Below are 25,819 nucleotides of genomic sequence, written 5' to 3' on the forward strand. Positions count from 1 at the left end.
TCTCGCCTGCCGGCCGCGGAGAGGTTCCGATGAACTCATCGCAATACTTTGTAATTTCCTTCATACCAGTTTTTCAGATCACTGATATACCATTTGGAAAAGCGTCTATCCGAGGGACCACCGGCCAGATTGGTATGGATCTCATCGGTGGCGAGATCGGCGATAAAGCGGTAGCCGGGGCTGAAAGTCGTCAGTCGCCCGGCATTCTTAAAAATTTGTCCCTGAGGGATGGTGGCCCGACACCCGGGAAGGGTCAGCGGGCCGTAATCGAATCCCAGAAATTTCGGCAACTGGCCGCCGAACATCAGGTGGGCCAGGGTGATCGATCGGGTTTTTCCGTATGCAGCCGGTTCGACACCCAAGCCAGCGTCGATACCCTGCTTAAACAGCTGTTCTCTGGTTTGTCCGTCGAACCATGCCGATGATTGTTTTTCCAGAATCCGGTCCAGGTTGGCGTAATAATCGTTGAAGAGGCTGGTTTCCGAGAAAATATGGTTCACCACATCGGTTCCGAACCCGTGGTCGCCAAACACCACGTCAATAATGGCCCGGTAAACGGACTCGAAGAGCATGGCTCCTGTTGAGTCGGCGTTATACCGCAAATCCCACGCTTTCAGAATGCGGCCGTTGTCCGTATCCGGCAGCAGCGGGCCGATGACTTCCATCAGCCTTTCCGCCTGCAGGGAATAAAGGTCGTAGTGCATGTCCTTCATGTATGCCGCATCGAGTTCACTGCCGGTTTCCAGCAATTGAACGATGCGGTCCGCCCGGTAAGGACCCATGGCCAGGTTAATGGGATTGGAACGTCCCAGATAATTTAGGTCCTGGTTGGCCGTGGCGATGATGCCTTCGGGGGGATTGAGTACATTGGGCAAGTCCCCGGGACCGTTAAACCCACTGGGATCAAATTGTTCATTCCATCCCGCGTGGGGAAGCAATCCACTGATTCCTTCAGGCCGTTTGAAATGGCGGCCGCTCATCTGATAGCCGATGTTTCCCCGGACATCGGCAAAGACCCAGTTCATGGCCACGGCCTCCACCTGACGATACAGTGCCATGGCCATTTCCACCGTCTGCGTGTCCATCATCTTAATCAGGGTGTCAAAAACCTCTGCCCCGCATCCTTGGGCACCCGACCATCCCAGCACCAGATAGTGGCCTTCCGTATGGGGGTCACCTTCCAGCAGTCCGTATTCATTCTCATGGATCTGGATTCGGATGGAAGGCTTGTTTTTCACCTTGATCTCTTCCTCACGAACCGTAAAAGGCTTCCACCCGTCTTTTCGAAAATAGTTGCCGCTCCGGCAGCGTTCGATGCGGTAATCCAGCATGTCCATATAGGCGTAAGTGGCGCTCCATGCCAGGTGGTTGCTTCGGCCGATGATCAGTCCGGGGACACCGGGAATAGTGACACCCATCAGGGTGGTTCGGGGCCGCCGCAGGATGACCTCCTGCCAGACATTGGGCAGGCGGTTGACCTCCAGGTGGGGATCCCCGCACAGGATTGGAAAGCCGGAACGGGTGTGGCGGCCGGCAACGGCCCAGTTGTTGGAGGCGTTGAAGCGCGGGAGACGGTTGAGCCACTCGACCGCCGCCGGCACCAGGGAGGGCGAGAGCGTAACCTGGTCGATCAAGGCCGTGTCAATGGGGTCGGTGAGATAGGGGAACAGTTCCCTCAATTTCTCTTCCGGCAGCCCTTTCTGGATCATCTCCACCAGAAATTTTTCCATATTGGCCTGGATGTCGGCCAAGCCTAAAAATCCGAATACCTTGGCCAGTCGCAGACAATCGGTCACCGCGTAGGGTTCCGGGTGCCGATATCCCATCAGTTTGAATTCAAATACCGCCCCGTTATCTTCCATCCAGTCGTTGAATCCACTCACATAGGCATCCAGGGGCTTGCGGGTGTCTGGTCCCATCCGGGCGATCTGCTCTTCCGGGTCCGGGAGAAAATTCATTCGTCTCATATAGGTGTCTATCGCGATGAGACCGTCATCGGCCTTGAGCAGTTCGGCGGCACGACCCTGGAGGAGAATGCGCGTGAGCAGAGTCTGCAGCTGGCGGTCGTTGGCGTGGATCCACCCTAATCCCCGCATCAGATCGGCGGATGTTCTCGCGGTGATTTCCGGGATGCCGTGGTCGTTTCTCAGAATATGGATTTTCCCGTCATCGCCTTCAAGGTCAACGGGCGCCTTTTTCAATTTCATCGTGTCGACTCCTGTTAAAAACACGGTATAACGGCTTGCCGGCAGAATCTTTCAGATCGGTCATGCATGTGCAGATCGGACACGGACTGTCAAATCGCCTGAAGCCATTGCTGATGGGTAAACATTTGGAAAGGACATTTGTTGAGGTGCGCAAACCGGAAAAAACCGCATCCGCCCCTGATTGCGGAAGGGTGGCGTCCAGTCTTCAGTTACTATCCACCCGGTCCAAAGGCAATAATCGACGTTGCCACGGCAGCTGCGTTAAACAGCCATGCCGGCAGGATGCTGTGCGACCGCTCCCTGATCATGCCGGCAGCCATGCCGAATATGGCAGCGACAGCTATATGTTTAATCAGGATGCCGTTGGTCAGAATTGCCATGGGAGTGTCTGACATCATGGTCATTTGAAAACCGATGGTGACTGCATACAACAAGGCCGATCCAATGGTGGGTCCGGAGAAGAACCACCGGCTTTCACAGTCCTGAATGCTGGCCAGCTGAGCCATCATGCCGTGTATTAGGCCTCTGAACAACAGTTCCAGGGAAAGGGGAATCAGGACCAGGGCAATCGTCCAGGCTGCCACGGGGTCGGCGGCAAAAAACATTTGGCCGGGAACCCACACGTCTCCGGTAAATCCGCAGATGACGGCCACGGGAAGAAGGCGCCACCAGTCTCTTCCGGCGGGCAGCATAATGCCAAACTGCCACGGCCGACGCAGCGCCACGACGCCGAGCATGATGAGGGTAAAAACCAGGAGTGCGGTGTGGAACCCGAGAATCGGACTCCGAGCGACCTCGCCGAGTGCTTTCCGACCCAGCCACCGGGCCGGCTCCCAGTTCTGACCGGTGGCAATGGCGGCGATAACGATGAGCATTGAAAATGCGGCGCTGGTTAAAAACCGTTTCACATGGCGGATGTCGCTGCGTTTTTCAATGACATCGCGGCAGGCCGAAACAATCTCTCCGGGTAAAAGCCGGGTGCCGCGATCCCTGGGTGAGCCGCCGATATCTCCGGATCCACCCCAGCGGCTGACATTCATTCGACCCTTGACTGCCGGGTCCATGAAGTTTAAGCGCTGATATACATCCTCCAGATTGACCGGCATGAACAGGTCCATCTGCCTCAGGGTGTAGTCGTTTTCGCCCCTGCGGAGGGCCACCCATCCCAATCGGTTGCCGTAGAGCTTGGCCAGGTGGGGTTCCAACTCGTAGATGCCGAGATCCGATGCCACCACGACGGCAATGCGATTGTTGGTCAGCTCGATTCGAGCCAGTTCCTCGACCCCCTTGAAATCATCCAGTTCCCCCAATTTGATCAGAAACTGATCTAACTTTCGCAGCACGCGGACGGTATACTCGAGGAAATCGGTCTTGGTCCACTCGCCGGCTTTCTTCAGTTCCAGCTCTTCAGTACGCAGTCGATCGATGACCCGCATCAGTTTCTGGAGCAGATCCATCGGCAGGCCGCTGAGTTCTCGCAGTTCCAGACCCAGGGCATCGATAATCCCCTCCAGCCTGACCAGTGCGAAAAGGGAGCGTCGGTGGATCGCCTCCCGGTTGTTGATCCGCTGATGATTGAGAATCAGCCAGATGGACAGAATAGTGTCGAGGTCCGGCTCGTTGGCGAAAATCTTCCATTCCCGGTCCCGCAGGTCCAGCCCTTTCACGCACATGATCAGGGCCTGCTCGCAGGTCGCCAGGGTGAATGTCCGGACACACCCTTCGTGGTGGTCTAAATTGTAGACTTTTTTTTCGTGATCCAAAAAGGGTTCTGCCTGGGCGACACCGTCCAGAAATATGGTTCCCGGAGGGGCTTTGCGTGCAGCGGAGGCGGTGACGGTCAGGCCGGCTTTGATGAAGACCTGAAGGTTGGGGGTTTCGAGGCAGGTCAAAGCTCGATCCGTTCCCACCTCTTTAATCGCATAGCGATCAGGAAAACCGTTTCCGGTGACATCCTGCTTGAGGGGCGCGTTTTCCAGCACAAAGGGCGAGTGATCGATATCTTCCATGTCCGGAAATTATCCTGAGCTAAGTAGGAAGCCAACTGATACAAATGAAGCTCATGCTATCTATCCATAACAATCACCGCGGGGAGGGTCAACAGGTTAATGGTTTGCCGCCACGGCGACCATTCCTTTTCGAAAGGATCTATCTTTTTGTAATATTGAATTAATTTAAGTTGTTCAACCGGTTGGTGGATACCAACGGGTTGAAGGATCCGAGGCTTTAAGAGGCCAAGGGGCTTTTCTCCAATAATTTTATCGGGGATTTAAGCATCATTGCCTTGAACGCGATCGGTTTTAAAGCACCCGTCCATGATCGTCGAATTCCAATCCCAACTCAATTTTTTCCGCATCTGAAAGGAAATTGACGGACATGATCTCCACCGGATCCGGTTCGTCATGGGTGGGCACCACGGTCATGCTGACCCATGCCTGCTGATCCATTCCGAAGGTGATCACACAGAACTGATCACAGGCCGTTACATCGTAGCCGTCCGATTTAATCCATTTGAAGATAAACTGGGTGAACCCTCCGTGCTGATTGCCGAACCAGTCAACGGCCCCTGAGGCGGCCACCGGCAGGGTGCAGATCACATAAAAGGCGTTGCTTTTGATCAGTGGAGAGCAGTGCTGGTTCTGGTCGGTCCGGGTCTGTTCCATGTTTTCGCGAGCTTGAATGGCGATGGCGCCGCACATCTCGTCGGGGAAAAAGGTGTCGGCAAAGGCTTTATATTTTTCTCCCAACAATCGAATCTGGTCCACATGCCTGTCCAGGCATCGGCGCATGCTTTTCTCAGATTCTCCGGAATCGAAAAGTCCCTCGCCCGATTGCTCCGGTGCCGCACCGAAGGCGGTGATTTCAAGCATCACCGTATCTCCGCTGATAATCTGGTCCAGGCGCACGAACTTGAATGCCAGGTTGGCAAAACTGATCCGGTCGCCGCTCTTCAGGCGGACGGGCTTGTTGGCCGGCACCTGGTGGTCGTTGAGACGTGTACCGTTGGTGCTGCGCTGGTCTTCAAGGAAAAAGGCCCCCTCCCGGTATTCGATGATGGCATGCAGGTTGGATACCGTGGCCGAGGGAAACATCAGGTCATTCTTTTCATCCCGACCGACCGTTACCCGTGCCTTGTCAAACCGGCGGAAGCCTCCGCTGCTGCCGTTGATGTCCTGCAGTTCCCACTCCGGAGGTTGTGGCATATTCGCACCCGGAATGGTAAATGGAATGCTCTTACGGCCTCCCAGCCAAGCGGGCAGGTTGAAGAGCTTAGACACCAGCATGGCCACCAGGCCCATGAGAACAAAAATGATGAAAATCAGAGGTAAGTAGAATCGCCAGAAGCTTCGCGACGCATCCTGGGCCGGAATAGGTTCTTTTAGCGAAGCAGCGATGGGTCCCTTGGATGTTGGGAGCTCGGTTGTTGCCTGGCCGTCATTCATTTCAGGCGGAAGGGTTTCAACCTTTACCACTGCCGTCGTTTCAGGCAGCGGTGGGGACAGCAGAGCCCGAATCCGGTCCAGCACGTCGGCGATGTCCGCGGCATGTGTGGCCCGGAAATAAGAGCCTCCGGTACGTGATGCCAGCGCCTGGATGAGAGGAAAATCGGCGTTTTCGGTAAAGGCGATACCCAGAATGCGAATGCCGGAAATACTGCATTCGGCGGCGAGATCAGTCTTCAGCCACTGGGTCAACTCGATGTCTTTTTGACGGTCACCCGTATCGACGATGCCGTCGGTCAGAAAGATGATGCTTTTACGGGTTTCGGTTCTTCCTCCGGTTTTGAGTTCATAGACGGCCCGCTCGATACCGGCGGCACTGTTGGTGAATTTCCCCCGATAATCCACCTTGTCCAGGCTGTTGATAAGCCGTTCCCTTGAAGCCGGATCAGACAGGTCCGTCAGGGGCTGGAGCAAGCGGGCCCGCTCATCGAAAAGCACCATCGCCGCGCGGGTGGTATCCGGCAGCTGGCCCAGAAACGTACGAACGGTCTTCGGCGTTAACAATCGGGGATCGTTTTTGCGCATGCTGCCGGAGTTGTCGATGACAAACACCACCTCCACCGTGCTATCGCCTGCTGGTGCAGCGTAGGCATCATCCCCCAGGGGCCTGCCTGAAACCGCGATGACCGCTGTCAGCAGGACTATCAAACAACGAAGAATTGAAAGCTGAACCTTGTTGAAAGACCCCATAATTGCCCTTCCTGGGTGCCGGTCCATGAGAAACCGGTCCGCCGGTTTATACTGTCGTTGGGTTGATTCGGTATCGATGATCGCGGCCACGTGGGAAGGGCTGGATGCCTCGCCAGCCGAACGGCTGACCGGCAGCGGTTCGACGGCATGGGCATCCGGGAAATGACCGCCGGATATCACCTACCTCAGATAGCCAAAAGGAGAGAGAATGTCAATTCCGTACCGATTAATCTCCCGGGGTATGAACATCGCTAGATCCGGCAATGTTGTGATTCAATCATATAGACGGTCCGGCGGTCGTATACTCGGGGGAAAAGTTAAAGAGGAGAGAATAGGGTAAAGGGCGGGTAGATGAGCAGTTACCGCACCGGAATCTCCTGGAAACGTTGAATGACTCCTGTTGGTTTCACACTACTTGAGAAGAACCGTTTGAAGGTGGCTACGCCAACCGTTGTTGGCAATCGTCCAGGCCAATGGCCACTTGTTTTCTCAAAAACATCTCTTTTTATTTGATTATTTCAATAATTGCGGATAGGAATGGGTCTGTCGGTCTTTACCGGGCTGGTCTATGGTTAATCTGTTCGCCCCGATGCGCGCTTAGCCGGCTGTTTTGAATAACTGTTGCGCTTGGCCATACGGCGCTAAAATTCGGTTCAAAATGCTCATTTATCACCCATAAACTGCGCTTTTTCACCGAATTTTGACTTGTCTGGCCTGCGCTCGTGACTTTTTTCAACACCTTGTTAGATCCTGCCCGAAACAACCGATACCCGCAACACCTGAAAGCGTACCGGAGACCGGGAACATGGCAACCACTGGAAAATTATGAGCCGTCTGATCATTGCATGGCACCTGGCAGTTCTGCTGGCAGGGGTCAATGGTGCATATGGTAGCGCCTTGTGCCCGGATCCGGAAAGTCAGTTCCCAGCCCCGGCCAGTGAAGTGGTGGAAATCATCTCCGGCTGGTTCAGTGATCAGGGATATTCGGTACGGAGGGATTTTCCGAGTCCCGGCACCGTTCATCTGACGGCGTGGAACTGGCAGGATGAATGGGATATCACCGTCAGGCCCCACTCGGCTCTGGCGTCGGTGGCTACGGTGATCCATGAAGGCGCTGCCCCTTCAAGCCAAGCCTGCCGACGGCTGTTGGAGCATGTAAACGGAGAGTTGCTTGGAACCGTAACGCGTCGCCCACCGCCGGCAGAACGTCTCCAACAGACCGTTCCCACGGTGGTGCTTGATCGAATCGAAACGGTAGTCTGCATCCGTGCCCGGTCTAAAAAGAGGGAGGTGCAGTTTTCGGGATTCGTGGTCGATCCGGATGGTCTGGTGCTATGCACCGCCCACGATCTGGCCGATCATCAGCGGGTCACGGTGACCTTTTACGATGGGGTCAGCGTTCCCGGAACCATCGTCCGGTTGGATCTTCGCAAGGATCTGGCGTTGGTTGAATATTCGGCAGGCACCCGGGCGTTCGTGTCCCTTTCCTCCGGCCGGAACCTTCTGGGCATGGGAGAAAGCGTGTTTTCCATTGGATGCCCCAACAACCTGCGGGGTACGCTGGCGCCCGGCACCATCAACGGGCCGCCCCGGCTGGTCAACGATCAACCCTTGTGGCAGGTGGAAATGGACATCTATCCCGGAAGCAGCGGCAGCCCGGTGTTCGATGCCCGGGGTCAGTTGGTGGCCATGGTCAAAGGACGTTACCGGGGAACCTCAACGGTGGGTTTTTTAACGCCGCTGGAAACCATCATTGCTTTTTTGCTCAGTGGAAACGAATGACACATCGGAGTTATGACATTGGAATCCAAACCGGGGGTTGAAAATCGTTTGTTAACGCCGTACATCCAGTTGCAATAGGACTTCAACACCCTGCTTAACCCCACGAATGGGAGGAAACTTATGCGGTATACGACCACCCTGTTGCGGGTGACCGGACTGATCATCGCCATTTTCTGGTCAACGATCACCTTGGCCGGCGATCTGCCGGCCGTCGGCAAGCCGGGACCCGATTTTACGCTGAACGATGCCAACGGCGTCCCCCATGTGCTTTCCGCCTTAGCGGACCATCAGATGGCGGTGCTCTACTTTTTCGATGCGGCATCTCGGCCGAGCCAGGAGGGGCTTGCCTACCTGGACAGTCTCAAAAAACGCTTTTCCGATAACAACCTGGTGGTGTGGGCTATTACCATGAGTCCCACCGATGCCGTGGCCCGTTATATCAAGCAGGCGGCGCCGGCCTTTCCCGTGCTGCTTGATCCCGGTGCCGTGAGCGATCAATATGGCGCCCGGGCGATTCTGCCCACCGTTTGTGTTACGGGCCCGGACCACAAGGTGCTGGATGTGTTCCAGGGGGGGGGGAAAACTACGGAAATCCTTCTGGTCCGATTGGCCGAGCGGACCCTGAGCCGCAAAGAACCCCTCATGGCCAAAGCGATCAGCGATGCGGTAATCGCCAAAAACCCGGACAACATGGAAGCAAGGGCGGTTAAAGGTTACGCGGAGATGAAATCGGGAAATTTGAAGGCGGCCGAAACTATTTTTGAGGAGGTGGCCACCGGCCCCGGAACAGAAGCGGTGCTGGGCCAGGAAGGATTGAGCGCGGTGTACGCCGAGAAGGGGGAGGACGATAAAGCCCTGGCCATGGCCGACCAGGTGACCCGCAAAGCCCCAAAACGGGGATTCGCCCATGTGGTAAAGGCCAATGTGCTCTATCGCCAGAACAAGAAAGAGGCGGCCGAAACCGAACTGAAAACGGCCGTCGACCAACCGGAATCCTCACCCTACCAGCAGGCCGTCGCCCTGAACAAGTATGGTCGGTTTTACGCCAGCGTGGGCAAGCACGAAAAGGCCCGTGAGTTGTACGACCAGGCGGTGACGGTGGATCCCTATTTCGTTGAAGCCACTTCCAACAAAGGCATGTCCTACCAGCGTGAAGGGAAGTGGGACCAGGCCCTGGCCGCCTACCGCCAAGCATCCGGCATTGACACGACGGATGCCTTTGCGGCCTTGCTGGCTAAAAAGGCCCAGGAGATGATCGAGCTGCAAAAAGACGCCGCTAAACGCAAACAGATCGATGGACTGATCAAGGATCTGGCCGAACGCTACCGGAACCAGCAGAAAAACAAGCCCGCTGACGCGGACCCGTGGACCTCCCGCCCCCTCGTGTTTGCTTTTATCGATTTTCAGGAGAAGGGCGGACTGGGTGACCGGGACGGCATGTCCACCATTCTTACCACCCAGTTGGCTGATCACCTGAACGCCTCTGGCCGGGTGAAGGTGGTGGATCGGGTGGTCCTGGACCGCCTGTTGTCGGAACTCAACTTAGGATCTTCGGATCTGGCCGATCCGGAGACCGCACTTCGGCTGGGCCGTGTCATGGCTGCACGGATTATGGGTACCGGAACCCTGTTTACCCTGCCCGCAGACACCTTGGTGAACCTACGGTTGGTCGACACGGAAACCTCGGCCATCGCCAAGACCCTCACCCGCCAGCTGGGTCCTGAATCCGGATGGAACAAAGAATTGCTTCGTCTGAACCGTGAGATACTGGCCGCCATCGTCGCGGGTTATCCCCTTCAGGGATATGTGGTTCAGGTTTCCGGGGATCAGGCTCTGATCAATTTAGGCGCCGGCCAGGGCATGATTCAAGGTACCCGGCTGGATGTGGTCGAAGAGACCCCACCCATCGCGTACAAGGGGCGTAAGCTGCAAGGGCTGCCCAAGGTCGTGGGCCAGTTGGAAGTGATCAGCGTGGAGACCGATCTGTGCCATGCCCGAATCCTCAAAGAAGAGCGGGAATTGAAAGCGGATGACAAGGTCAGGGAAAATGTTTCTCCGATGTAAGGGAACAAGGAAGTCTTTCGGCAGGATGGTTTGGAGATGGAATCTTGTTTTTCTGCTGGGGGTGACAATGGCCGGATGCGCTACCGTGCCGGTTTCCGGTCCGACCGGTCCGCCGGCGCTGGCGGTTTGGACGCTGGAGGATCTCAGCTTGCCGGGAACCGCCCCGGCGGATCTGGCGGAAATGCTCACAGCCCGTGTAATGGATACTGTCGAGGCGACGGGCACCTATTCCCTGGTGGAGCGGGAGCGGCTCCTGGCCATCCTGCAGGAACTCAACCTGGGGTCCAGTAGTCTGGCCGATGAGGCTACCGGCCTGCGCATCGGGCGGTTGGTGGGTGCCCGGCTGATGGTGTTTGGCGCCTATCAGGTGGCGGCATCCCAAATGCGGCTGGATCTGCGGCTGGTGGAAGTGGAATCGGGACGGGTGCGCAAGGCCTCCAGCAGGACCGTTTCCGCCGGGAACCTTTCCGCATGGTTCCAGGGTGCCGAAGCGGCGGCACGGGACCTGTTGTCAAAAGAGTGACCGGTGAGGGTTTGGAATTTCCCCTGGGCCTTTCTACTTTTTTTGTCAGAAGGCCTTGGTCACCGACACATCCACCACCATACCGCGGTAGGTCCGGTCGTCGTCATGGTACCAGTTGCGTCCCTGGTCCAGCAGGTAGCCTTCCAGGCCGATGCGTCCGGAGAACTGGGGGGAAAACTGGCGCAGCAGCGATAGACCCAGTGATATTTTCTGTTTTTCGTCGATAAAGGACGGATCGTTCTCGTCGTAGTCGTTTTTCAACACCATCAGGTAGTACAGTCGAGAGCTGAGGGTGGTTTCCGGGTTCATCAGGAATCGTACCGTCAGATCGGCCAGGTACTCGTCGCCGTACCCGGCTCGGTCTTCGGTGGCCAACTGCAGGTTGTCCGCCGGGAACTCGCTTTTTCCACGGAAAATGCTCTGGGTGCTGAGCGCGGCTTCCCACCGCGTTTGAGAATAATCCACGCCGATGCCCGCTAAAATGAAATCCCCCTCCCGATAGTAGTCCTGAACGCCCAGTTCATCGGTGCCATACCAGGCCATTTCTCCAAAAATTCGTCCCTGCCAGGCATCGGTAAACGCGTAAAGGCCTTCCGCGGTAATGTTGAAGATCTCCCCCGGATCGAAATCCATGGCAGTTTCACTGAAGTCGTATTCTCCCCGCCACAGATAGCCGACTCCGACCCCGACACCCCATCGGTCACCCTGTTTGGCCATGGTGATGGTGGGGTTGACGTTGAACCCCTCCCCGTATCGGGAGATGGTCACCAGATCGGGATCCAGCAGCATGCGCTGTTCTTCGCTGTCCAAATGGGTCCGGCCGGTGGGCAGGTTGAAGTCGAGGCCGAACAGGATGTCCACCGGCCATTTCCCCACCACGGCGTAGGAGGCATTCAGCTTGGTGTCGACGGCCGTGGTCATGCTGTTTTTCGACGCATCCGAGGGGTCGATGCGGGTGCTGACAAAGGCGGAGAGCACGCGCACGGAAAAATCCCCCTGGGCGGCATCGATGGTCACCGGCACATAGGTCTGGCTGCCCCGGTCATTGGTGTCGCTGTCCCACCAGTTGGTGTTGACGCCGGTCTGCACGCTGATTTCCATGGCCGGGGCCACGCCGCCAGCAATCAAAATCAGCACCGTTAACAATAGCCATCTGAAGGGTTTCATGAAAGCTGTCCTTTCACCATTGATTTTTTCCATTTGCTGTCTTTTGCAGGTAAAACTACTGCAAGGCATCGAAAGCATACAATATGGATTTCAACACCCATCAGGAGCGTCGTAGGGGTCACCGTTACAGTTTCTATCCACGGGAGTGCAGTCCTCAATTGCACCTGGGTTAATGGTGGGATCGTTGTCGTTGCAGTCTAGAGAGACGGGCCAACCATCGCCGTCGTTATCGATTAAATTGCGCTGTTGTCTTTGTTGGACATCCGCGGGTGTCCTTACTCGTTTGACCGCATCGGCCGGAGCCAGGCTGTTGCTCAGCGACGTCCGGTCGCGCACGGACTTTAGCAGGGACATGGGCTTTTTAGGCGCTCCATACAGGCCCAGTTGCCGAAGCTCCTTCAGGGCGTCCGATGCCGGTTTCAGGCCCGGATCGGCCTGGCTGGCTTTGTCGTAATAACTGCCGGCCCGGTCATACATCCCCCGGTCACTGTAATCCAGCCCGATGAAAAAATAGAAGAGGGCCCGGCCGTTGGTGGTCAGGGGAACACGCAGGGCCGATTTTTCTTTCTCGCTCAGGGAAATTTTCAGTTGTTCGACGATGGAATAAAGAAGATCCTTTTCGATCTGGAAAAGCACGCTGACCAGTCCCTCTGCGGCTGGCAGGTCTAAACCTTGTGCGGCCGGCACATCCAGCAGGCCCGGATCGATGCGGATCCGGGTTTCCAGGGCGCGGGAGATGGCGCCTTCATCCAACGCACCGCCCGAATACCCATTCCCGGCAGCACCGGACAGGTTGCCGCTCACCAGAAACCGGGCCCCCAGTAGACGGCCCACCCGGGGAGCCGATCCCGGGTCGACCAGACCGGATGCACCCAGACCCATCTCCTCGACCAAGGCCTGCAATTTCACCCGTTCCACCAGCGTCAGGCCTTTGATTGTCGACAGGTCGGTCATGAGCATGAAGGCCAGTCCCTTGCTCAGGGTGTCCAGTGCGGGCTGTCCCGTGGAGTTGGAAAAATAGAGCACGGAGAGGGTGTTGTCCGGCATTTGGGCGGCATCCAGCGCCGCCTCCTGCGCCAGTGCCTGCCGAGCCCAGGTTTTTTCCCTTTCGGTAACCACTTGGCCTGCCCATGCCGAAGGAACCGCCAGAAAGAACACCAGCAACCCGCCCATGAGCATGCGCAACCGTTGATTTCTCATCTCAACTACTCCTATATGGTTTTTGAAAACCGGATCTTAGCCACGGACCCGGATGATATCGCCTGGGATTTCTATCCGCATGACCATGGGTGTTGTTACGATACGAAGGGTGGGACAAAGACAATTCGCATTCATATAGCCTGTCGGCACAGAGGCTGTCAACGGAATTGCCGATTGGAGAAAAACAGGAAGGGGTTTGACGCAAGTTTCAGGTAGATTCAGTGCGTTCATCCTATAAGCCAGCGCCCCGCATAAAAACTGCCGGCGGCCACGAGGGTGCATAAAAGGGTGCCCCACAAGATATCCACGGTCACCATGGCCAGAGGCCATCCCTTAATGGTGGCCATGTTGGTCAGGTCATAGGTGGCATAAGTGAAAAAGCCGAACAAGGCACCCCACACGATGGCTCGCCGCATGGATCCGTGGGCCAGGGCCGGCACCACCGCCACCACCAGAATGCCGACAATGTATATCAGATAAAACGCGATGGCCGCCGTCCAGTTGACCTGGTCGCTAAGTATGAAACCGATTTGTTTTTGGTAGAATCCACGGCCCAGCCAGCCCAGCCATAGCATATCGATAAGAAAAAAGACGGGGATGGTGAGGAGATAGAGCTTGATGTAAAAGATTGCATTCATGAATACCTCCGGGGGGATGGCCGGCATGCCGCTCGAGGTCATGTTCCGTTTGCGTATGGTTGATCAATGCTGACGCCTATTTCTTATCCAACCACCTTGATCCGTCCCACCGCCGCTTCCACCGCATCGAGAATTTCGCCGGATCGCAGTACGTTTAACATGGTTTCCATATCCTTATACAGCTCGCGATCTTCAGCCATGTAGGGCACATGCCGCCGGATCACCCGGTAGGCCTCACGGGTGCCTTTTCCGGCTATCAACTTTTGTTTTTCGGTAAGCAGATCATAGGCCTGGGCTGCACAGAGCAGTTCGATGGCGATGACGCTTTCCACGTTGGTGAGAATTTCACGGCTCTGGCGGATGGCGATGGTGCCCATACTTACATGGTCTTCTTTATTGGCGGAGGTAGGTATGGAGTCTACGCAGGCCGGGTGGGCCAGCACCTTGTTTTCCGACACCAGGGCGGCGGCGGCATACTGGCCGATCATGAAGCCCGAGTTGATCCCTCCCTGTTTGATCAGAAAGGCGGGCAGTTCGCTGAGCTGCGGGTTGACCAGCCGTTCGATGCGACGTTCGGAAACGCTGCCCAGTTCCGCCAGTCCCATGGAGAGATAGTCGGCGGCCATCGCTACGGGCTGTCCGTGGAAATTTCCGCCCAGCCGCACCTCTTCGGTGTCCGGGAAAATCAGAGGGTTGGTGGTGGTGGAATTGATTTCAATGTCGATAACCCGGCGGGCGTGGGCCACGGCATCCTTGCTGGCTCCGTGGATCTGGGGTGCGCAGCGCAGGGTGTAGGCGTCCTGGACCCGGGCACAGCCTTCGTGAGAAGTGATGATCTCGCTGGCCTCGGTCAGGCGGAGCATGTTCTCCGCGGTAACCAGCTGTCCCGGATGCGGGCGAACCTGGTGGATGCGCGGGTCAAACTCGCTGTTGGACCCCATGAGCACTTCCAGGGTCATGGCGCAGGCGATGTCCGCCATCTTGGACAGGCGCACCGCGTCGTTGACCACCAGGGCGCCGATGGCGGTCATCACCTGGGTGCCGTTGATCAGGGCCAGCCCCTCCCCAGCGGCAAGAGCCAGCGGGGCCAGTCCGATATGGTCCAGTGCCGCTGTGCCGGAAATGCGGTTCCCCTGATAAAAGGCCTCGCCTTTGCCGATGAGCACCAGGCCCAGGTGGGCCGTGGGCGCCAGATCACCGCTGGCCCCCACCGAGCCCTTTTCCGGAACCACCGGCGTCACGCCATGATTGAGAAAAGCGAGCAGATATCGAATGGTCTCCATGCGGCAGCCGGAATAGCCCAGACACAGGTCATGAACCCGAAGGGCCATGATGGCCCGGACCACGGCCTCGGGCAGCGGGTTGCCTACGCCGGCGGCATGACTCATGAGAATATTTTCTTGAAGCCGCCGTGTGTCGTTCTCGGAAATAATGACATTGCACAAAGCCCCGAACCCGGTGGTGATGCCGTAGATGACGCGTTTTTCCTTCACCCATCGCTCAATCAGGGCGCTGGTCCTGGCCACCCGACCTTCTCCCGCAGCGGACACACCCACTTTGCGGGCTGATCGGGCCACCGTCACCAGGTCGTCAATCGTTATTCTATCTTTATCCAGAAGCAAGGTTTTCAGGGTCATTGATGTTTTCCACTTGTTTTTGAAAACAACCTATTCACTGCTGTCTCCACCGCATCGTCGTCGGCCAGAAAGGGGAGCGTGATTTGATCCCCATTGTCATTTTGCAGGTTGTAGGCAGCGGCCACACTGATAGCGTTGGGGTTTCTAGCCCAGTTGCGCCGGGCCACCCCGCCCATGACATCCCAGTTCATGGCCGACCGGATAATCCCGTCCACCCCCCGGCTGCCATCGAGAACCAGGCCGAAGCCGCCGTTGATGGCTTTGCCGATGCCGGTGCCCCCGCCGTTGTGCAGCGCCACCAGGGACATGCCCCGGGCGGCGTTTCCGGCAAAGCAGTGGGTGGCCATGTCTGCGGTCACGTTGCTGCCGTCGGTGATGTTGGCGGTCTCCCGAAACGGCGAATCGGTACCGCCAGGGTCGTGGTGGTCCCGGCCCAACATGATGGGGCCTACTTCCTTATTTCTCACCATGGCGTTGAAGGCCAGGGCGATGCGCATACGTCCCTGTGCATCCTGGTAAAGGATCCTCGCCTGGCTGCCCACCACCAACCGGTTCCTGCCGGCATCGCGGATCCACATGTAGTTGTCGCGATCCTCGGGGCGACGGTCGGGATCGATGCAGGCCATGGCCGCCCGATCGGTTTTCTCCAGGTCCCGCGGATCGCCGCTGAGGCACACCCAGCGGAAGGGTCCGTAGCCGTAGTCGAAGATAGGCCCCATGATATCCTCGAAATAGGAAGGGAAGACGAAACCATTCTTCGCGTCATGGCCGTTGCGGGCCACATCCGTGACCCCGGCGTCGAAGACGGCTTTCAAAAAGGCGTTGCCGTAGTCGAAGAAATATGCGCCTTTTTGGACAAGTGTCCGGATCAGGGCGATGTGCGTTTTCAGGCTGGCATCCACCTGCCGGCGGAACGTTTGGCGATCTTCGGAGAGAAGTCGGGTGCGCTCCTCGAAGCTGATACCCTGGGGGCAATAGCCGCCGTCGTAAACCACATGGCAGGAGGTTTGATCCGAAAGCAGGTCCACAGGAATATTTTTTTCAACCATATATTGCAGCAGATCCACCACGTTGCCATGGTAGGCAATGGAGAGGGGGCGTTTTTCGTCCCTGGCCGCAAGGGCCGCTTTAAAAATTTCGGCAAGGTCGTCTGATACCATGTTCACCCACCCCTGGCGGTGGCGGGTGTCTATGCGTGAACCGTCTACTTCGGCGATGACGGATACGGTTCCGGCAATCTCGGCGGCCTTGGGCTGGGCGCCGCTCATGCCTCCCAGTCCCGAGGAAACGAAAAGCAGGCCGGCCAGGTTTCCGTCGGCCGGGACGCCGCATATTTTGCGGCCGGCTCCCAGCAAGGTGTTGTAAGTCCCGTGGACGATACCCTGGGGGCCGATGTACATCCAACCGCCGGCGGTCATCTGACCATAAGAGGAAACCCCCATCTGGGCGGCGATCTCCCAATCGTCCGGGTTGTCAAAAAGACCCACCATCAGGCCGTTGGTGATGATGGTGCGGGGGGTGTTCTGGCCGGAGCGAAACAGTCCCAGGGGGTGGCCGGACTGGACCACGAGGGTCTGGTCGTCGGTGAGCGCCTGAAGATATTTTTTTATGAGCCGGAACTGCATCCAGTTCTGACAGACGCTGCCGGTTTCGCCGTAGGTGACCAATTCGTATGGGTAAAGGGCCACGTCGACATCCAGGTTGTTGTCCATCATCAGCTGAAAGGCCCGGCCGGCCAGGCAGTTTCCCTGATATTGGTCGATGGGCAGGGCCCGGATCTCCCCATGGGGACGAAAGCGGTAGCCATAGATGCGCCCCCGGGTTTTCAACTCTTCAAGAAATTCGGGAATCAAGGCGGCGTGATACTTTTCGGGCACATAGCGCAGGGCGTTTTTCAATGCCACCGCGGTCTGGCTGGGGCTTAGCCGGAAACCCCGATCCGGGGCACGGCGGACATCGGGATGGAAAGCCGGCATCCGGGGCAATGGACCGTCCAGATGAATTTTCATCGCTCGGGAGACATCGATATTGGTCAGCATGGCATCATCCTCATTTATTATAGCCAGTCAACTTGTATATACATTTATGCTATGAGCCATAAAAGGAAGGGACGCTCCTGTCAAGAAAAAATGTGGACAATCCACTTCAATAATGGGATAAACGGTTAAAATCAGAGGTATTGAATTGAACTGATTCACCCCAAAGATTGAAATATTTAACAAGTTCACTATACAACAATGAGACACCAAGGGCCATTGCGTACGTTACCCACCTCCAAATGCCTGTACATCAAGCAGCAACTGATCCAGGGCATGCGTGCCAAACGCTTTACCGATAGGCTTCCTTCGGAAAACCAGCTGGCGGCGACGTTCGGGGTGAGCCGGATGACCGCCCGCAAGGCGCTGGTGGAACTGGAAACCGAAGGACTCGTGGAGCGGATCCGGGGCAGAGGCACCTATGTGAAGAAATCGGATCCGGCCATGGGCTACTTTATCGTCCAGCCCTCCCGCCGCCATGCGGAAACCCTCGAGGTGACTTACACCACCCGGGTTCTCGAATTAAGGTCACTGGAGAAGCCGCCACCGATGGTTGCCAAACGCATGGCCTACAACGGGATGACCATTCTGGCCCGGCGGCTCCATTGCTTCGACGGCCAGCCGGTGAGGTACGAGATCCGCCACCTGCGCGGAGACCTGTGCGGGAGCATCCTTTTCGAAGACCTGGAGACGGTTTCCATCCACGAGCTGCTGGTGGACCGTCTCGACCTGCCGTTGACCCGCGTGTGGCAGCGCATCACCGCCGAAACCCTTGACGCCCAGACTGCAGCTGTATTGGCGGTACCGGTCGGCCGTCCGGCTTTTCATATCCTGCGCACCACTTATACCCACGACACCCCCGTTACCTGCGTGGAGTACTTTATCCGCGGCGAACTGGCTTTTGAAGACACCTTCGCTCCGGGCCGCACCGGGCCGCCTCCCGGTCTTGGCTTCGGTCACTGAGGTCTGTCATTTTTCGAACCCAATTGTTGAAATGGCTGGAATTCATGGGACGGCTCCTGCCAGCAGAGCAGGCCCGGCAGCGTTGTGGTCCGAAGCGGTCCGTCGTCAAAGTCTGGATACCGTGGGCCGGGCGTTGGCGGAATTTTATAGTTATTCTGCCTATGGGGGCAACGGGATTCTGGTTGTGCTGCCTTTTAAAAAGGCGGCCACCCGGGCACTGGAATCATTTTTGGCTCGGGATTTTTACGGCTGGGCACTTTACCGCAACCAGGACATTCAGGCGGCCCGTGAGGCTGGTGGCCGAAGGTATAAAAAGATCAATAAACAGGTAGATCGTGCCCGTTTCACAACCTTCATCATAGCCGCCGATGCATGTAGATGACACCGGAAAGCGGATTCTCATAATACGGGGAGCACTTTTGAAAACCTAAGGCGGTATATAGGGAGAGCGCCGGCCCCAGCTTTTCCAGCGTATCCAGACGCATTCGTGCATAGCCGGCCTCTCTGGCCCGTTCGATAACGCTCAGCGCCAGTTTTTTACCGATGCCTTTCCCCAGATAGGTCGGCCGGACATAAAGCCGTTTCATCTCGCACACACCCGCGTCCAGCGGCCGCATGGCCACGCATCCTGCCGCCTGCCCTGATGCCGTTGCCAGCAGCAAGGCACCTTGCGGGGGTGTATACCTACCAGGCAGGCTCGCCAGTTCCTCCTCAAAGCCTTGAAAGCAAAGATCCACCTGGAGAAAAGCTTCGTATTCGCGAAACAGACCTTGAAGGGTCTGCATCTGGGATGGGGTTGTCGCCTGGACAATTTCGATCATGGCGGATATCCGTCGGTGGCTGTTTAAGTGACATTTTTTTACCGATCCGGTTAAATGGGAAGCCTGTCGATAGCGCCCTGTGCAGCTGTTGCAATCACTGCTGCTTTCTCCGTCGGTTGCCCAGATCTTCAGGTGCATAAAATCAAAGAATCGGTGTTCGAACCCTATTACACCTGACGGACTCCTTTCTGGCTGATCCCGACACCGATAATGACGGCGGCTGCCGCCAGACATTGTAGCCCGCTCAACGACTCACCCATGACCATCCAGCCGATGGCCACGGCCGTCACCGGTACGAGGTTGATGAAAACCGATGCCCTGGATGCCGGAATGTGGCTCATCCCCCAGTTGTATAAACCAAACGCTCCCAGCGTCACCAGTGCCCCCAGGAAAACAATGGCGGAAATCAGCGGGATGGTCCATTCAACACGGGGCTCCCGAAGCAGCAACACCAGCCCGGGTGAGAAAAACAAGGTTCCGGCAAACACCTGAAGCGCCGTTAGCAGCCAGGGATTGTAGCGGTCACACAGGCGCTTGACCATGATCATGTTTACCGCCGCGCAGGCCATGGCACCCAGTTCCAGCAAATTGCCCAGCAGCGGATTGGTCGCCGTGTCATCCGAACTGCCGGAAACGCTGAGGATCGCCACGCCGGTCACCGACAGGAAAAGGCCCACGAGGGTTCTTCTTCCCAGCGGTTCGCCAAGCATCATCCAGGCACCGACGCCTACCATTATCGGCACCGACGCACTGATGACCCCGGCCTGGGAAGAGGTGGTAAAGCACAGGGCATTGGATTCAAGCAGAAAATAGAGGCAAGGCTGAAAAAGAACCATGGGTATCAGTAGCTTCCAATCTCCTTGGCGATAAGCGTCGGTCTTCAGGCGGCCGGCGAAGGGCAGGATTACGACCAAGGCGATGGCCATGCGCAGCCACATGACCGACCAGGGGCTCATGGCTTGCACCGCCAGCCGCATGGAGGCGAATGATCCGCCCCATAAAATTACCGCCGTAAAAAGGGCCGCAACCGGTAGAAGCCTTCCGGGTTCAATTACTATCCGTCCGCCGGGTTGGTTGAGAGCTCGGGTCATTTGGGAATTTTTCATATCTTCATCGTTTTAATCATGAGAAGTTGATTCGATTTATTGTCCGACAAAGACATAGCAGGTCGAACAAGGAGTGGATTGCAGAAAATTGCGCACGCCTAATTGGACGATTCGGACAGGTACTGACCCGGAGTTGCACCGGTGTACTTCCGAAAGGTATTGGTGAAATGGCTTTGATCAGAAAACCCTAAGGTCAATGCGGTCTGTGCCAGCGGTTGACCGTCGCGCAGCAGCTGTCTGGCCTGGTCGATTCGCCGCAGGGTGCGAAACAGGTGCGGCGGCAGGCCGGTTTCCCGTTTGAACACCCTTAAAAAATGATACCGGCTTAATCCTGCCGCCCTGGCGACATCCTCGAGGGATACCTTGCGGTCGAGGTGTTCCGACAGAAACGCTTTGGCATGACGAATGGATCTGGCGGCGCTCCGAAGAGGCATGCTTTCCGCTTTCCCGTTTGCGCAAAAGGGGACCAGGTGCGACATTACGTCCATGATGGCCGACTCCTTTTCCAGTCGGTCGCCCGGGCCCTGAACCACCCGGCAAAACCGCTGCAGGCAGCACCACAATAGCGGGTCCCCCACGACCATGTATGGAAATTCGGGGATGGCTGTGGGTTGACGGGAAATATCACCAGCGGCTGCCGCCATCAGACGCATGTCAAAATAGATCATGCGGTAAGAAATCTGCTTGTCGGAAACCGGAACCCCGGAGTGCACCTGGTTCGGATTGATCAGGGCGATCTGCCCCGCAGATACCAGCGAGTAGGACTTTTCAGGCCCGAGACAATAGCTGCCCCCGGACTCCATCATGCCGATGGCATAGATGCCGTCATGGGAATGGTCCGGGAAAATATGCCGGCTTCCGTCAACCCGGCAGATCTCTACACCCTCGAGTTCCGGGTCCCGCCAGTAGGTGACATTTTCTATGGGTTTCATTGGCTGGGTCCTGCTACGCTTTTATAATTTTTCAAAAAATAGATAATTGAATTCAAAAGCTACCACAAGTCAGGTATGTTTTCTTGTAAAAAATTGCTGCCCATCTAAATCCTGCTTCGAAAATGGGAATTATCGTTTGACCTGTCCCCGCCCCATGGATAAAATGCGTCATCCAAGGAACTCTGGTCTATGCGCCCCTATCATTTATGGTTTACAGCACTTATAAAATCGAAACCCGTTGGGATTGCCGATCTCACCGTATAACCGGTGTCAGCCGGCATCCCGCATAGGCACTCGAAGCCGGGTGGCAGGGGGCGGCCATTCTCATGGCCGACATTCGGGGGGCACACCCATGACCGGACATCTGTCTCCGGAAGACACCATGGACATGCTCAACCGATATTTTTCAGCCACACTCAAAGGGGTATCGGCACCATGAAGCTATCCGCGATCAATCCGTGCGAAGGCTTTTCATAAAAGCCGGAAAGGCAAAAAATAGTGATCGAAAAACGAGCAATTTGGCTGCAAACGGCAATAACCAGTGCTGTTGAGGCAGGCGGGGCTATCCTCGAGGTTTATAATTCAGCGGACATGGGCGTGGAAAAGAAAGCGGACAACTCACCGCTTACCCTGGCTGATCGCCGTTCCCACGATATCATCATGGCAGACCTCGCTGGCTTTGGGATCCCCATACTCAGCGAGGAGGGGCGTAATATCCCTTTTGCAGAGCGAAAACAATGGCCGCGGATGTGGATCGTCGATCCACTGGACGGGACCAAGGAATTCATCAAACGCAACGGGGAATTCACGGTGAACATCGCGCTTGCTGAAGCGGGTAGATCCACCATGGGTGTCATTTACGTTCCAGCGTCCGACACCCTTTATTTTGCCGACCTTGACCTGGGCGCTTTCAAGATCGATGCCTATCAAAAGATTGGGATCGGTGAGAAGAAATCCATAGAGATGGACAATCTAAAATCGCTGGTAAAAAAAGCTGTTCGGATGCCTCTGCGACAGAAGAAGGACCGTTCCTTCACAATTATGGGGAGCCGCTCCCATGCCACACCGGAACTGGAAGCCTACGTGGAAACCATGCGGAACCAATATGGAGAAGTGGAATTCATTTCGTCGGGAAGTTCGCTGAAAATCTGTCTGGTGGCCGAAGGCCGGGCGGATATTTACCCCCGGTTGGGTCCCACCATGGAGTGGGATACGGCAGCCGGCCAGGCCATCGCCGTGGCCAGCGGCGCCCAGGTGGTCCGCCATGATGACGGCCGTGTTCTGGCATACAACAAAGAGAATCTGCTAAACCCCTGGTTCGTTGTCAAAAGGCCGTGAATCAACTTCTTAAAGGCTTCTGCAGGATGTTGGCAGCAAGAAAAAACGCTTGACTTAACAATACCGTCCCTTCTATATGTAGGATCACTTTTTGGGCGATTAACTCAGCGGGAGAGTGCCACCTTCACACGGTGGAAGTCACTGGTTCAAACCCAGTATCGCCCACCAAAAACCATAAGGATTTACAGGCATCAGGCTTGTAAATCCTTTTTTTATGGGCGTTTGTAAGGCAGGTTGGTGTGAATGAGTGTTGTCGTCGGTCGTGTCGTCTCATGAGTGGTAATTTGGCTTTTACCAATGCTGATTTGAAATACCGATTTACAGTATGGGGAGGATATCCGGCACATAACCATCGGCAGGAGTGAAGAGCAAATTGCCCAAATGCAGCAGCTGAAGAATGAATTGACACTCCATAAGCTTGGGGTCAACCCAACCATTTGTTTTTATTGAGAAGCACTATATTCTAACACCTCGTCGCTTGCGGCGGGGAGATTCATTTCCACTTGACTACCAAGATCAAATTATCCTATTCACAAGCAATACCCCTATTTATGCCCATCTTCCTTTTCAAAATCATAGCCGCAATTGTGAATACCTGCACCTGACAACTCCTGATGATTAGGGTTCCACCTCTGAGAGCATGATGGGTGCATTTCGCATAGTTTTTGAACCAGGTTTTGCAAAACCACTGGTTAATGGATGCTCGGAAACGAAAAGCCTTTCTTTGATTATTTCAGCATGGACCATCTAAGGTGGACCAATGTTTCAAACCACCCAGATTCGGTGGGGAAAATGGACATAGAGCTGCATCCGCCAGACAAAGCGCTCAGGCAGCCGGTAAAAATGTAGGTGCTTGCCACTTGGGAAAAAGAGATTTTTTAAAATTTCGACAAGATGGCTATGTGGATTAGCGAGTCCAAGCTGGCAGCGATGGTGTTCCAACCAATGATAGATTGGAGGACAGAATGAGTCCTGCGAAGGCATTGCAAACCGGGATGGGGGCGTTGCCGCATGCTGGCGGCACCACGTTTCGTGTCTGGGCGCCATTTGCGTCCAGTGTTTCGGTAGCCGGGGAATTCAACCAGTGGTCCACTGAGATGCATACCCTTAAGGTTGAGCCCGGTGGTTACTGGAGTTGTGATATCCCGGAGGCAACTCCCGGACAGATGTACAAAATAGTAATCGATACTCCGGATCATGTTGGTTTACTTTGGCGTGTGGATCCATATGCACGAAAGGTGATTCGGCGGGTTGTGGATGGGGTAGTAAACGGTGTCATCCATGACCCGGCATTCAACTGGGGGACCGACCAATTCCACATGCCTCCTCGGCATGAACTGGTAATCTATGAACTGCATGTGGGGACTTATAATGATGTCCCCGGCGGCCTTCCGGGCCACTTGTCCAATGTGATCGAGGAGTTGCCCTATCTGAGCGACCTCGGTATCAATGCCATTGAATTGATGCCCTTGGTGGAATTCAACGACATCTGGTCCTGGGGGTATAACCCCTCAAATCCTTTTGCAGTCGAGGATGTGTATGGCGATCCAAACGACTTGAAACGGCTGGTGAAACGGGCTCACGAGTTGGGGATGGGTGTCATACTGGATGTGGTCTACAATCATTTCGGTCCCGACCAGTTGGATATGTGGCAGTTCGACGGCTGGAGCAAAGATGGCAAGGGCGGCATTTATTTTTACAACGACTGGCGGAGCAAGACGAGTTGGGGAGAAACCCGTCCCGATTACGGCCGTGGTGAGGTTCGGCAGTTTATTCGGGATAACGCCCTTTATTGGCTCAATGAGTTTCATATGGATGGACTTCGGTTTGACTCCGTTGTGAATATCCGCAACGCAAACGGTAAAGGGCAAGAATATGGTACGGACATCCCAGAGGGGTGGAGTTTGTTGCAGTGGATCAACAATGAAGGATCCAGCAAGTTACGCATTGCAGAGGATCTGCAGCGCAACGACTGGGTCACGAAGCCCACGGACCAGAGAGGCGCAGGGTTCAACAGTCAGTGGGATTCTCTTTTTGTCCATACCTTCCGCAATACGGCCATCGCCACTTGGGACAGTGACCGACGCATGGACGATATTCGTGACGCCATCTATCATCGGCACAATGGCGACGCCTTTCAGCGTGTGATCTACACCGAGTCACATGACGAAGCCGCCGAAGGAAACCATGGCAAGCGTCTGACAGATGCAATCAAACCTGGTGATGCAGAAGGCTATTATGCGCAGAAGCGATCCACGTTAGTGGCAGCAATACTGTTTACAACGCCCGGTATTCCGATGATCTTCCAAGGGCAGGAGGTGCTTGACTATCAAGCATTTCACGACCAGCGGCCGATACGATGGTACGAACGCATGCAGGCCCACAGCGGAATTCATTTAATGTACCGGGATCTGATCAGGCTGCGCCGGAACTGGTTCAACAACACGGCGGGCCTGCGAGGTCAACATGTGAACGTATTTCACGTCAACCATTCGGATAAAGTGATTGCGTACCATCGTTGGGGAAACGGTGGCTTGGGCGATGACGTGGTCATTGTGGCGAACTTTGCGGACCGCTCTTATGATAGTTACACTATCGGTTTCCCAAGAGGTGGTGAGTGGAGGACGCGCTTCAACAGCGACTGGAACGGATACAGCACTGTATTCGGAAACCAGCCCGGGTACAATACAACTGCCTCCTATGGGGGTTGCGACAACATGCCGTTTCATGGGGATGTCGGAATCGGATGCTACGCCTGCCTGATTCTCTCGCAAGGATGATCGATAGCGTTGCGATGGAACTGTTGTCCCGAAGCTGAAAGTTGCTGCCGGTTGCTTATGTTGTTGGTCTAACAATAGTTACGGCAACTGTAAGCTGATATCACAGGGTTCTGAAAACTTGTGACATGAGAATAAATAATTTACCCTGATCGTGCTCACATGCTTCTGAACCGGTCACGATAGCGGCGGCTAACATTGAACGCGCAAATGTCTTTAAGTGTAAGAACTTAGCTGCCGGTGATGGATGTCCAAGTCTGCCCCATCCACGGCGCGGACGTAGGCCTCGCCCATGTCGCACGTTTTGGTGACTTGAGACATTTGTATCAACATCGATTCCTGTTCCTTAACCTGATTTTTCTATTTATCAAAGGGTTTTTCCCAGACCCTCAATAGATCTTGGATCATATAACCCAGAAACGTTTCCGGCAATTT

18 protein-coding genes and 1 tRNA gene are annotated in these 25,819 nt (G+C 55.7%); 8 read left to right on the forward strand and 11 right to left on the reverse strand.

Annotation, left to right across the window (positions count from 1 at the left end; translation table 11 throughout):
* Positions 1-35: 35 nt before the first annotated feature.
* From ACHZBS_RS14905 to ACHZBS_RS14915, 3 genes are all read right to left on the reverse strand, one after another.
* Positions 36-2,207, reverse strand: a complete 2,172-nt coding sequence (locus ACHZBS_RS14905) for a penicillin acylase family protein (protein WP_319407311.1) — start codon at positions 2,205-2,207, stop codon at positions 36-38.
* Positions 2,208-2,419: 212 nt separating this feature from the next.
* Positions 2,420-4,216, reverse strand: coding sequence for a type II CAAX prenyl endopeptidase Rce1 family protein (locus ACHZBS_RS14910; protein WP_319407312.1), 1,797 nt, complete (start codon positions 4,214-4,216; stop codon positions 2,420-2,422).
* 291 nt (positions 4,217-4,507) lie between these two features.
* Positions 4,508-6,580, reverse strand: a complete 2,073-nt coding sequence (locus ACHZBS_RS14915) for an FHA domain-containing protein (protein ID WP_319407313.1) — start codon at positions 6,578-6,580, stop codon at positions 4,508-4,510.
* 645 nt (positions 6,581-7,225) lie between these two features.
* On the opposite strand from ACHZBS_RS14915, the gene ACHZBS_RS14920 reads away from it, so the two are divergent.
* The 3 genes from ACHZBS_RS14920 to ACHZBS_RS14930 all read left to right on the forward strand — a co-directional run bounded on the left by ACHZBS_RS14920 (position 7,226) and on the right by ACHZBS_RS14930 (position 10,769).
* Positions 7,226-8,182: a serine protease gene (locus ACHZBS_RS14920; protein WP_319407314.1), complete on the forward strand. Its 957-nt coding sequence runs from the start codon at positions 7,226-7,228 to the stop codon at positions 8,180-8,182.
* Positions 8,183-8,302: 120 nt separating this feature from the next.
* Complete coding sequence (locus tag ACHZBS_RS14925) at positions 8,303-10,246, forward strand: redoxin domain-containing protein (protein ID WP_319407315.1); 1,944 nt, start codon at positions 8,303-8,305, stop codon at positions 10,244-10,246.
* A 67-nt stretch (positions 10,247-10,313) separates the two neighbouring features.
* A complete protein-coding gene (locus tag ACHZBS_RS14930; protein ID WP_394707992.1) occupies positions 10,314-10,769 on the forward strand; it encodes a CsgG/HfaB family protein in 456 nt (151 codons plus the stop codon).
* 45 nt (positions 10,770-10,814) lie between these two features.
* On the opposite strand, the gene ACHZBS_RS14935 is transcribed toward ACHZBS_RS14930, so the two are convergent.
* From ACHZBS_RS14935 to ACHZBS_RS14955, 5 genes are all read right to left on the reverse strand, one after another.
* Positions 10,815-11,936 (reverse strand): hypothetical protein, encoded by a 1,122-nt coding sequence (locus ACHZBS_RS14935; RefSeq protein WP_319407317.1) that lies wholly within the window; start codon positions 11,934-11,936, stop codon positions 10,815-10,817.
* 90 nt (positions 11,937-12,026) lie between these two features.
* Positions 12,027-13,136, reverse strand: coding sequence for a CsgG/HfaB family protein (locus ACHZBS_RS14940; RefSeq protein WP_319407318.1), 1,110 nt, complete (start codon positions 13,134-13,136; stop codon positions 12,027-12,029).
* Positions 13,137-13,363: 227 nt separating this feature from the next.
* Positions 13,364-13,774, reverse strand: coding sequence for a DUF2177 family protein (locus ACHZBS_RS14945; protein ID WP_319407319.1), 411 nt, complete (start codon positions 13,772-13,774; stop codon positions 13,364-13,366).
* Between the two features lie 83 nt (positions 13,775-13,857).
* The gene (hutH, locus tag ACHZBS_RS14950; protein WP_319407320.1) at positions 13,858-15,411 is read right to left on the reverse strand and encodes a histidine ammonia-lyase; all 1,554 of its coding nucleotides are present in this window, start codon (positions 15,409-15,411) and stop codon (positions 13,858-13,860) included.
* Entirely contained in the window at positions 15,408-17,450 is a 2,043-nt protein-coding gene (locus ACHZBS_RS14955; protein WP_319407321.1) for a urocanate hydratase, read from the reverse strand. Before ACHZBS_RS14955 ends, hutH begins: the two co-directional genes overlap by 4 nt.
* 216 nt (positions 17,451-17,666) lie before the next feature.
* Between ACHZBS_RS14955 and ACHZBS_RS14960 the strand changes: the two genes are divergently transcribed.
* Together ACHZBS_RS14960 and ACHZBS_RS14965 are read left to right on the forward strand one after the other, a co-directional pair.
* Complete coding sequence (locus ACHZBS_RS14960; RefSeq protein ID WP_319407322.1) at positions 17,667-18,410, forward strand: GntR family transcriptional regulator; 744 nt, start codon at positions 17,667-17,669, stop codon at positions 18,408-18,410.
* An 82-nt stretch (positions 18,411-18,492) separates the two neighbouring features.
* The gene (locus ACHZBS_RS14965) at positions 18,493-18,792 is read left to right on the forward strand and encodes a hypothetical protein (protein WP_319407323.1); all 300 of its coding nucleotides are present in this window, start codon (positions 18,493-18,495) and stop codon (positions 18,790-18,792) included.
* Here ACHZBS_RS14965 and ACHZBS_RS14970 read toward each other — a convergent pair.
* The 3 genes from ACHZBS_RS14970 to ACHZBS_RS14980 all read right to left on the reverse strand — a co-directional run bounded on the left by ACHZBS_RS14970 (position 18,767) and on the right by ACHZBS_RS14980 (position 21,269).
* Positions 18,767-19,231, reverse strand: coding sequence for a GNAT family N-acetyltransferase (locus ACHZBS_RS14970; protein WP_319407324.1), 465 nt, complete (start codon positions 19,229-19,231; stop codon positions 18,767-18,769). The two genes, ACHZBS_RS14965 and ACHZBS_RS14970, sit on opposite strands and share 26 nt — an antisense overlap.
* Positions 19,232-19,398: 167 nt before the next feature.
* On the reverse strand, positions 19,399-20,337 hold the full coding sequence (locus tag ACHZBS_RS14975; RefSeq protein WP_319407325.1) for a DMT family transporter: 939 nt from the start codon (positions 20,335-20,337) through the stop codon (positions 19,399-19,401).
* Positions 20,338-20,435: 98 nt separating this feature from the next.
* The gene (locus tag ACHZBS_RS14980) at positions 20,436-21,269 is read right to left on the reverse strand and encodes an AraC family transcriptional regulator (RefSeq protein ID WP_319407326.1); all 834 of its coding nucleotides are present in this window, start codon (positions 21,267-21,269) and stop codon (positions 20,436-20,438) included.
* A gap of 498 nt (positions 21,270-21,767) precedes the next feature.
* On the opposite strand from ACHZBS_RS14980, the gene cysQ reads away from it, so the two are divergent.
* The 3 genes from cysQ to ACHZBS_RS14995 all read left to right on the forward strand — a co-directional run bounded on the left by cysQ (position 21,768) and on the right by ACHZBS_RS14995 (position 25,387).
* On the forward strand, positions 21,768-22,607 hold the full coding sequence (gene cysQ, locus ACHZBS_RS14985; RefSeq protein WP_319407327.1) for a 3'(2'),5'-bisphosphate nucleotidase CysQ: 840 nt from the start codon (positions 21,768-21,770) through the stop codon (positions 22,605-22,607).
* A 93-nt stretch (positions 22,608-22,700) separates the two neighbouring features.
* A tRNA-Val gene (locus tag ACHZBS_RS14990) sits at positions 22,701-22,775 on the forward strand.
* A 797-nt stretch (positions 22,776-23,572) separates the two neighbouring features.
* The gene (locus ACHZBS_RS14995; RefSeq protein ID WP_319407328.1) at positions 23,573-25,387 is read left to right on the forward strand and encodes an alpha-amylase family glycosyl hydrolase; all 1,815 of its coding nucleotides are present in this window, start codon (positions 23,573-23,575) and stop codon (positions 25,385-25,387) included.
* Positions 25,388-25,819 lie beyond the last annotated feature (432 nt).

Origin of the sequence: uncultured Desulfosarcina sp. (assembly GCF_963664155.2) — a bacterium.
In the GTDB taxonomy this organism is placed as follows: Bacteria; Desulfobacterota; Desulfobacteria; order Desulfobacterales; family Desulfosarcinaceae; genus Desulfosarcina.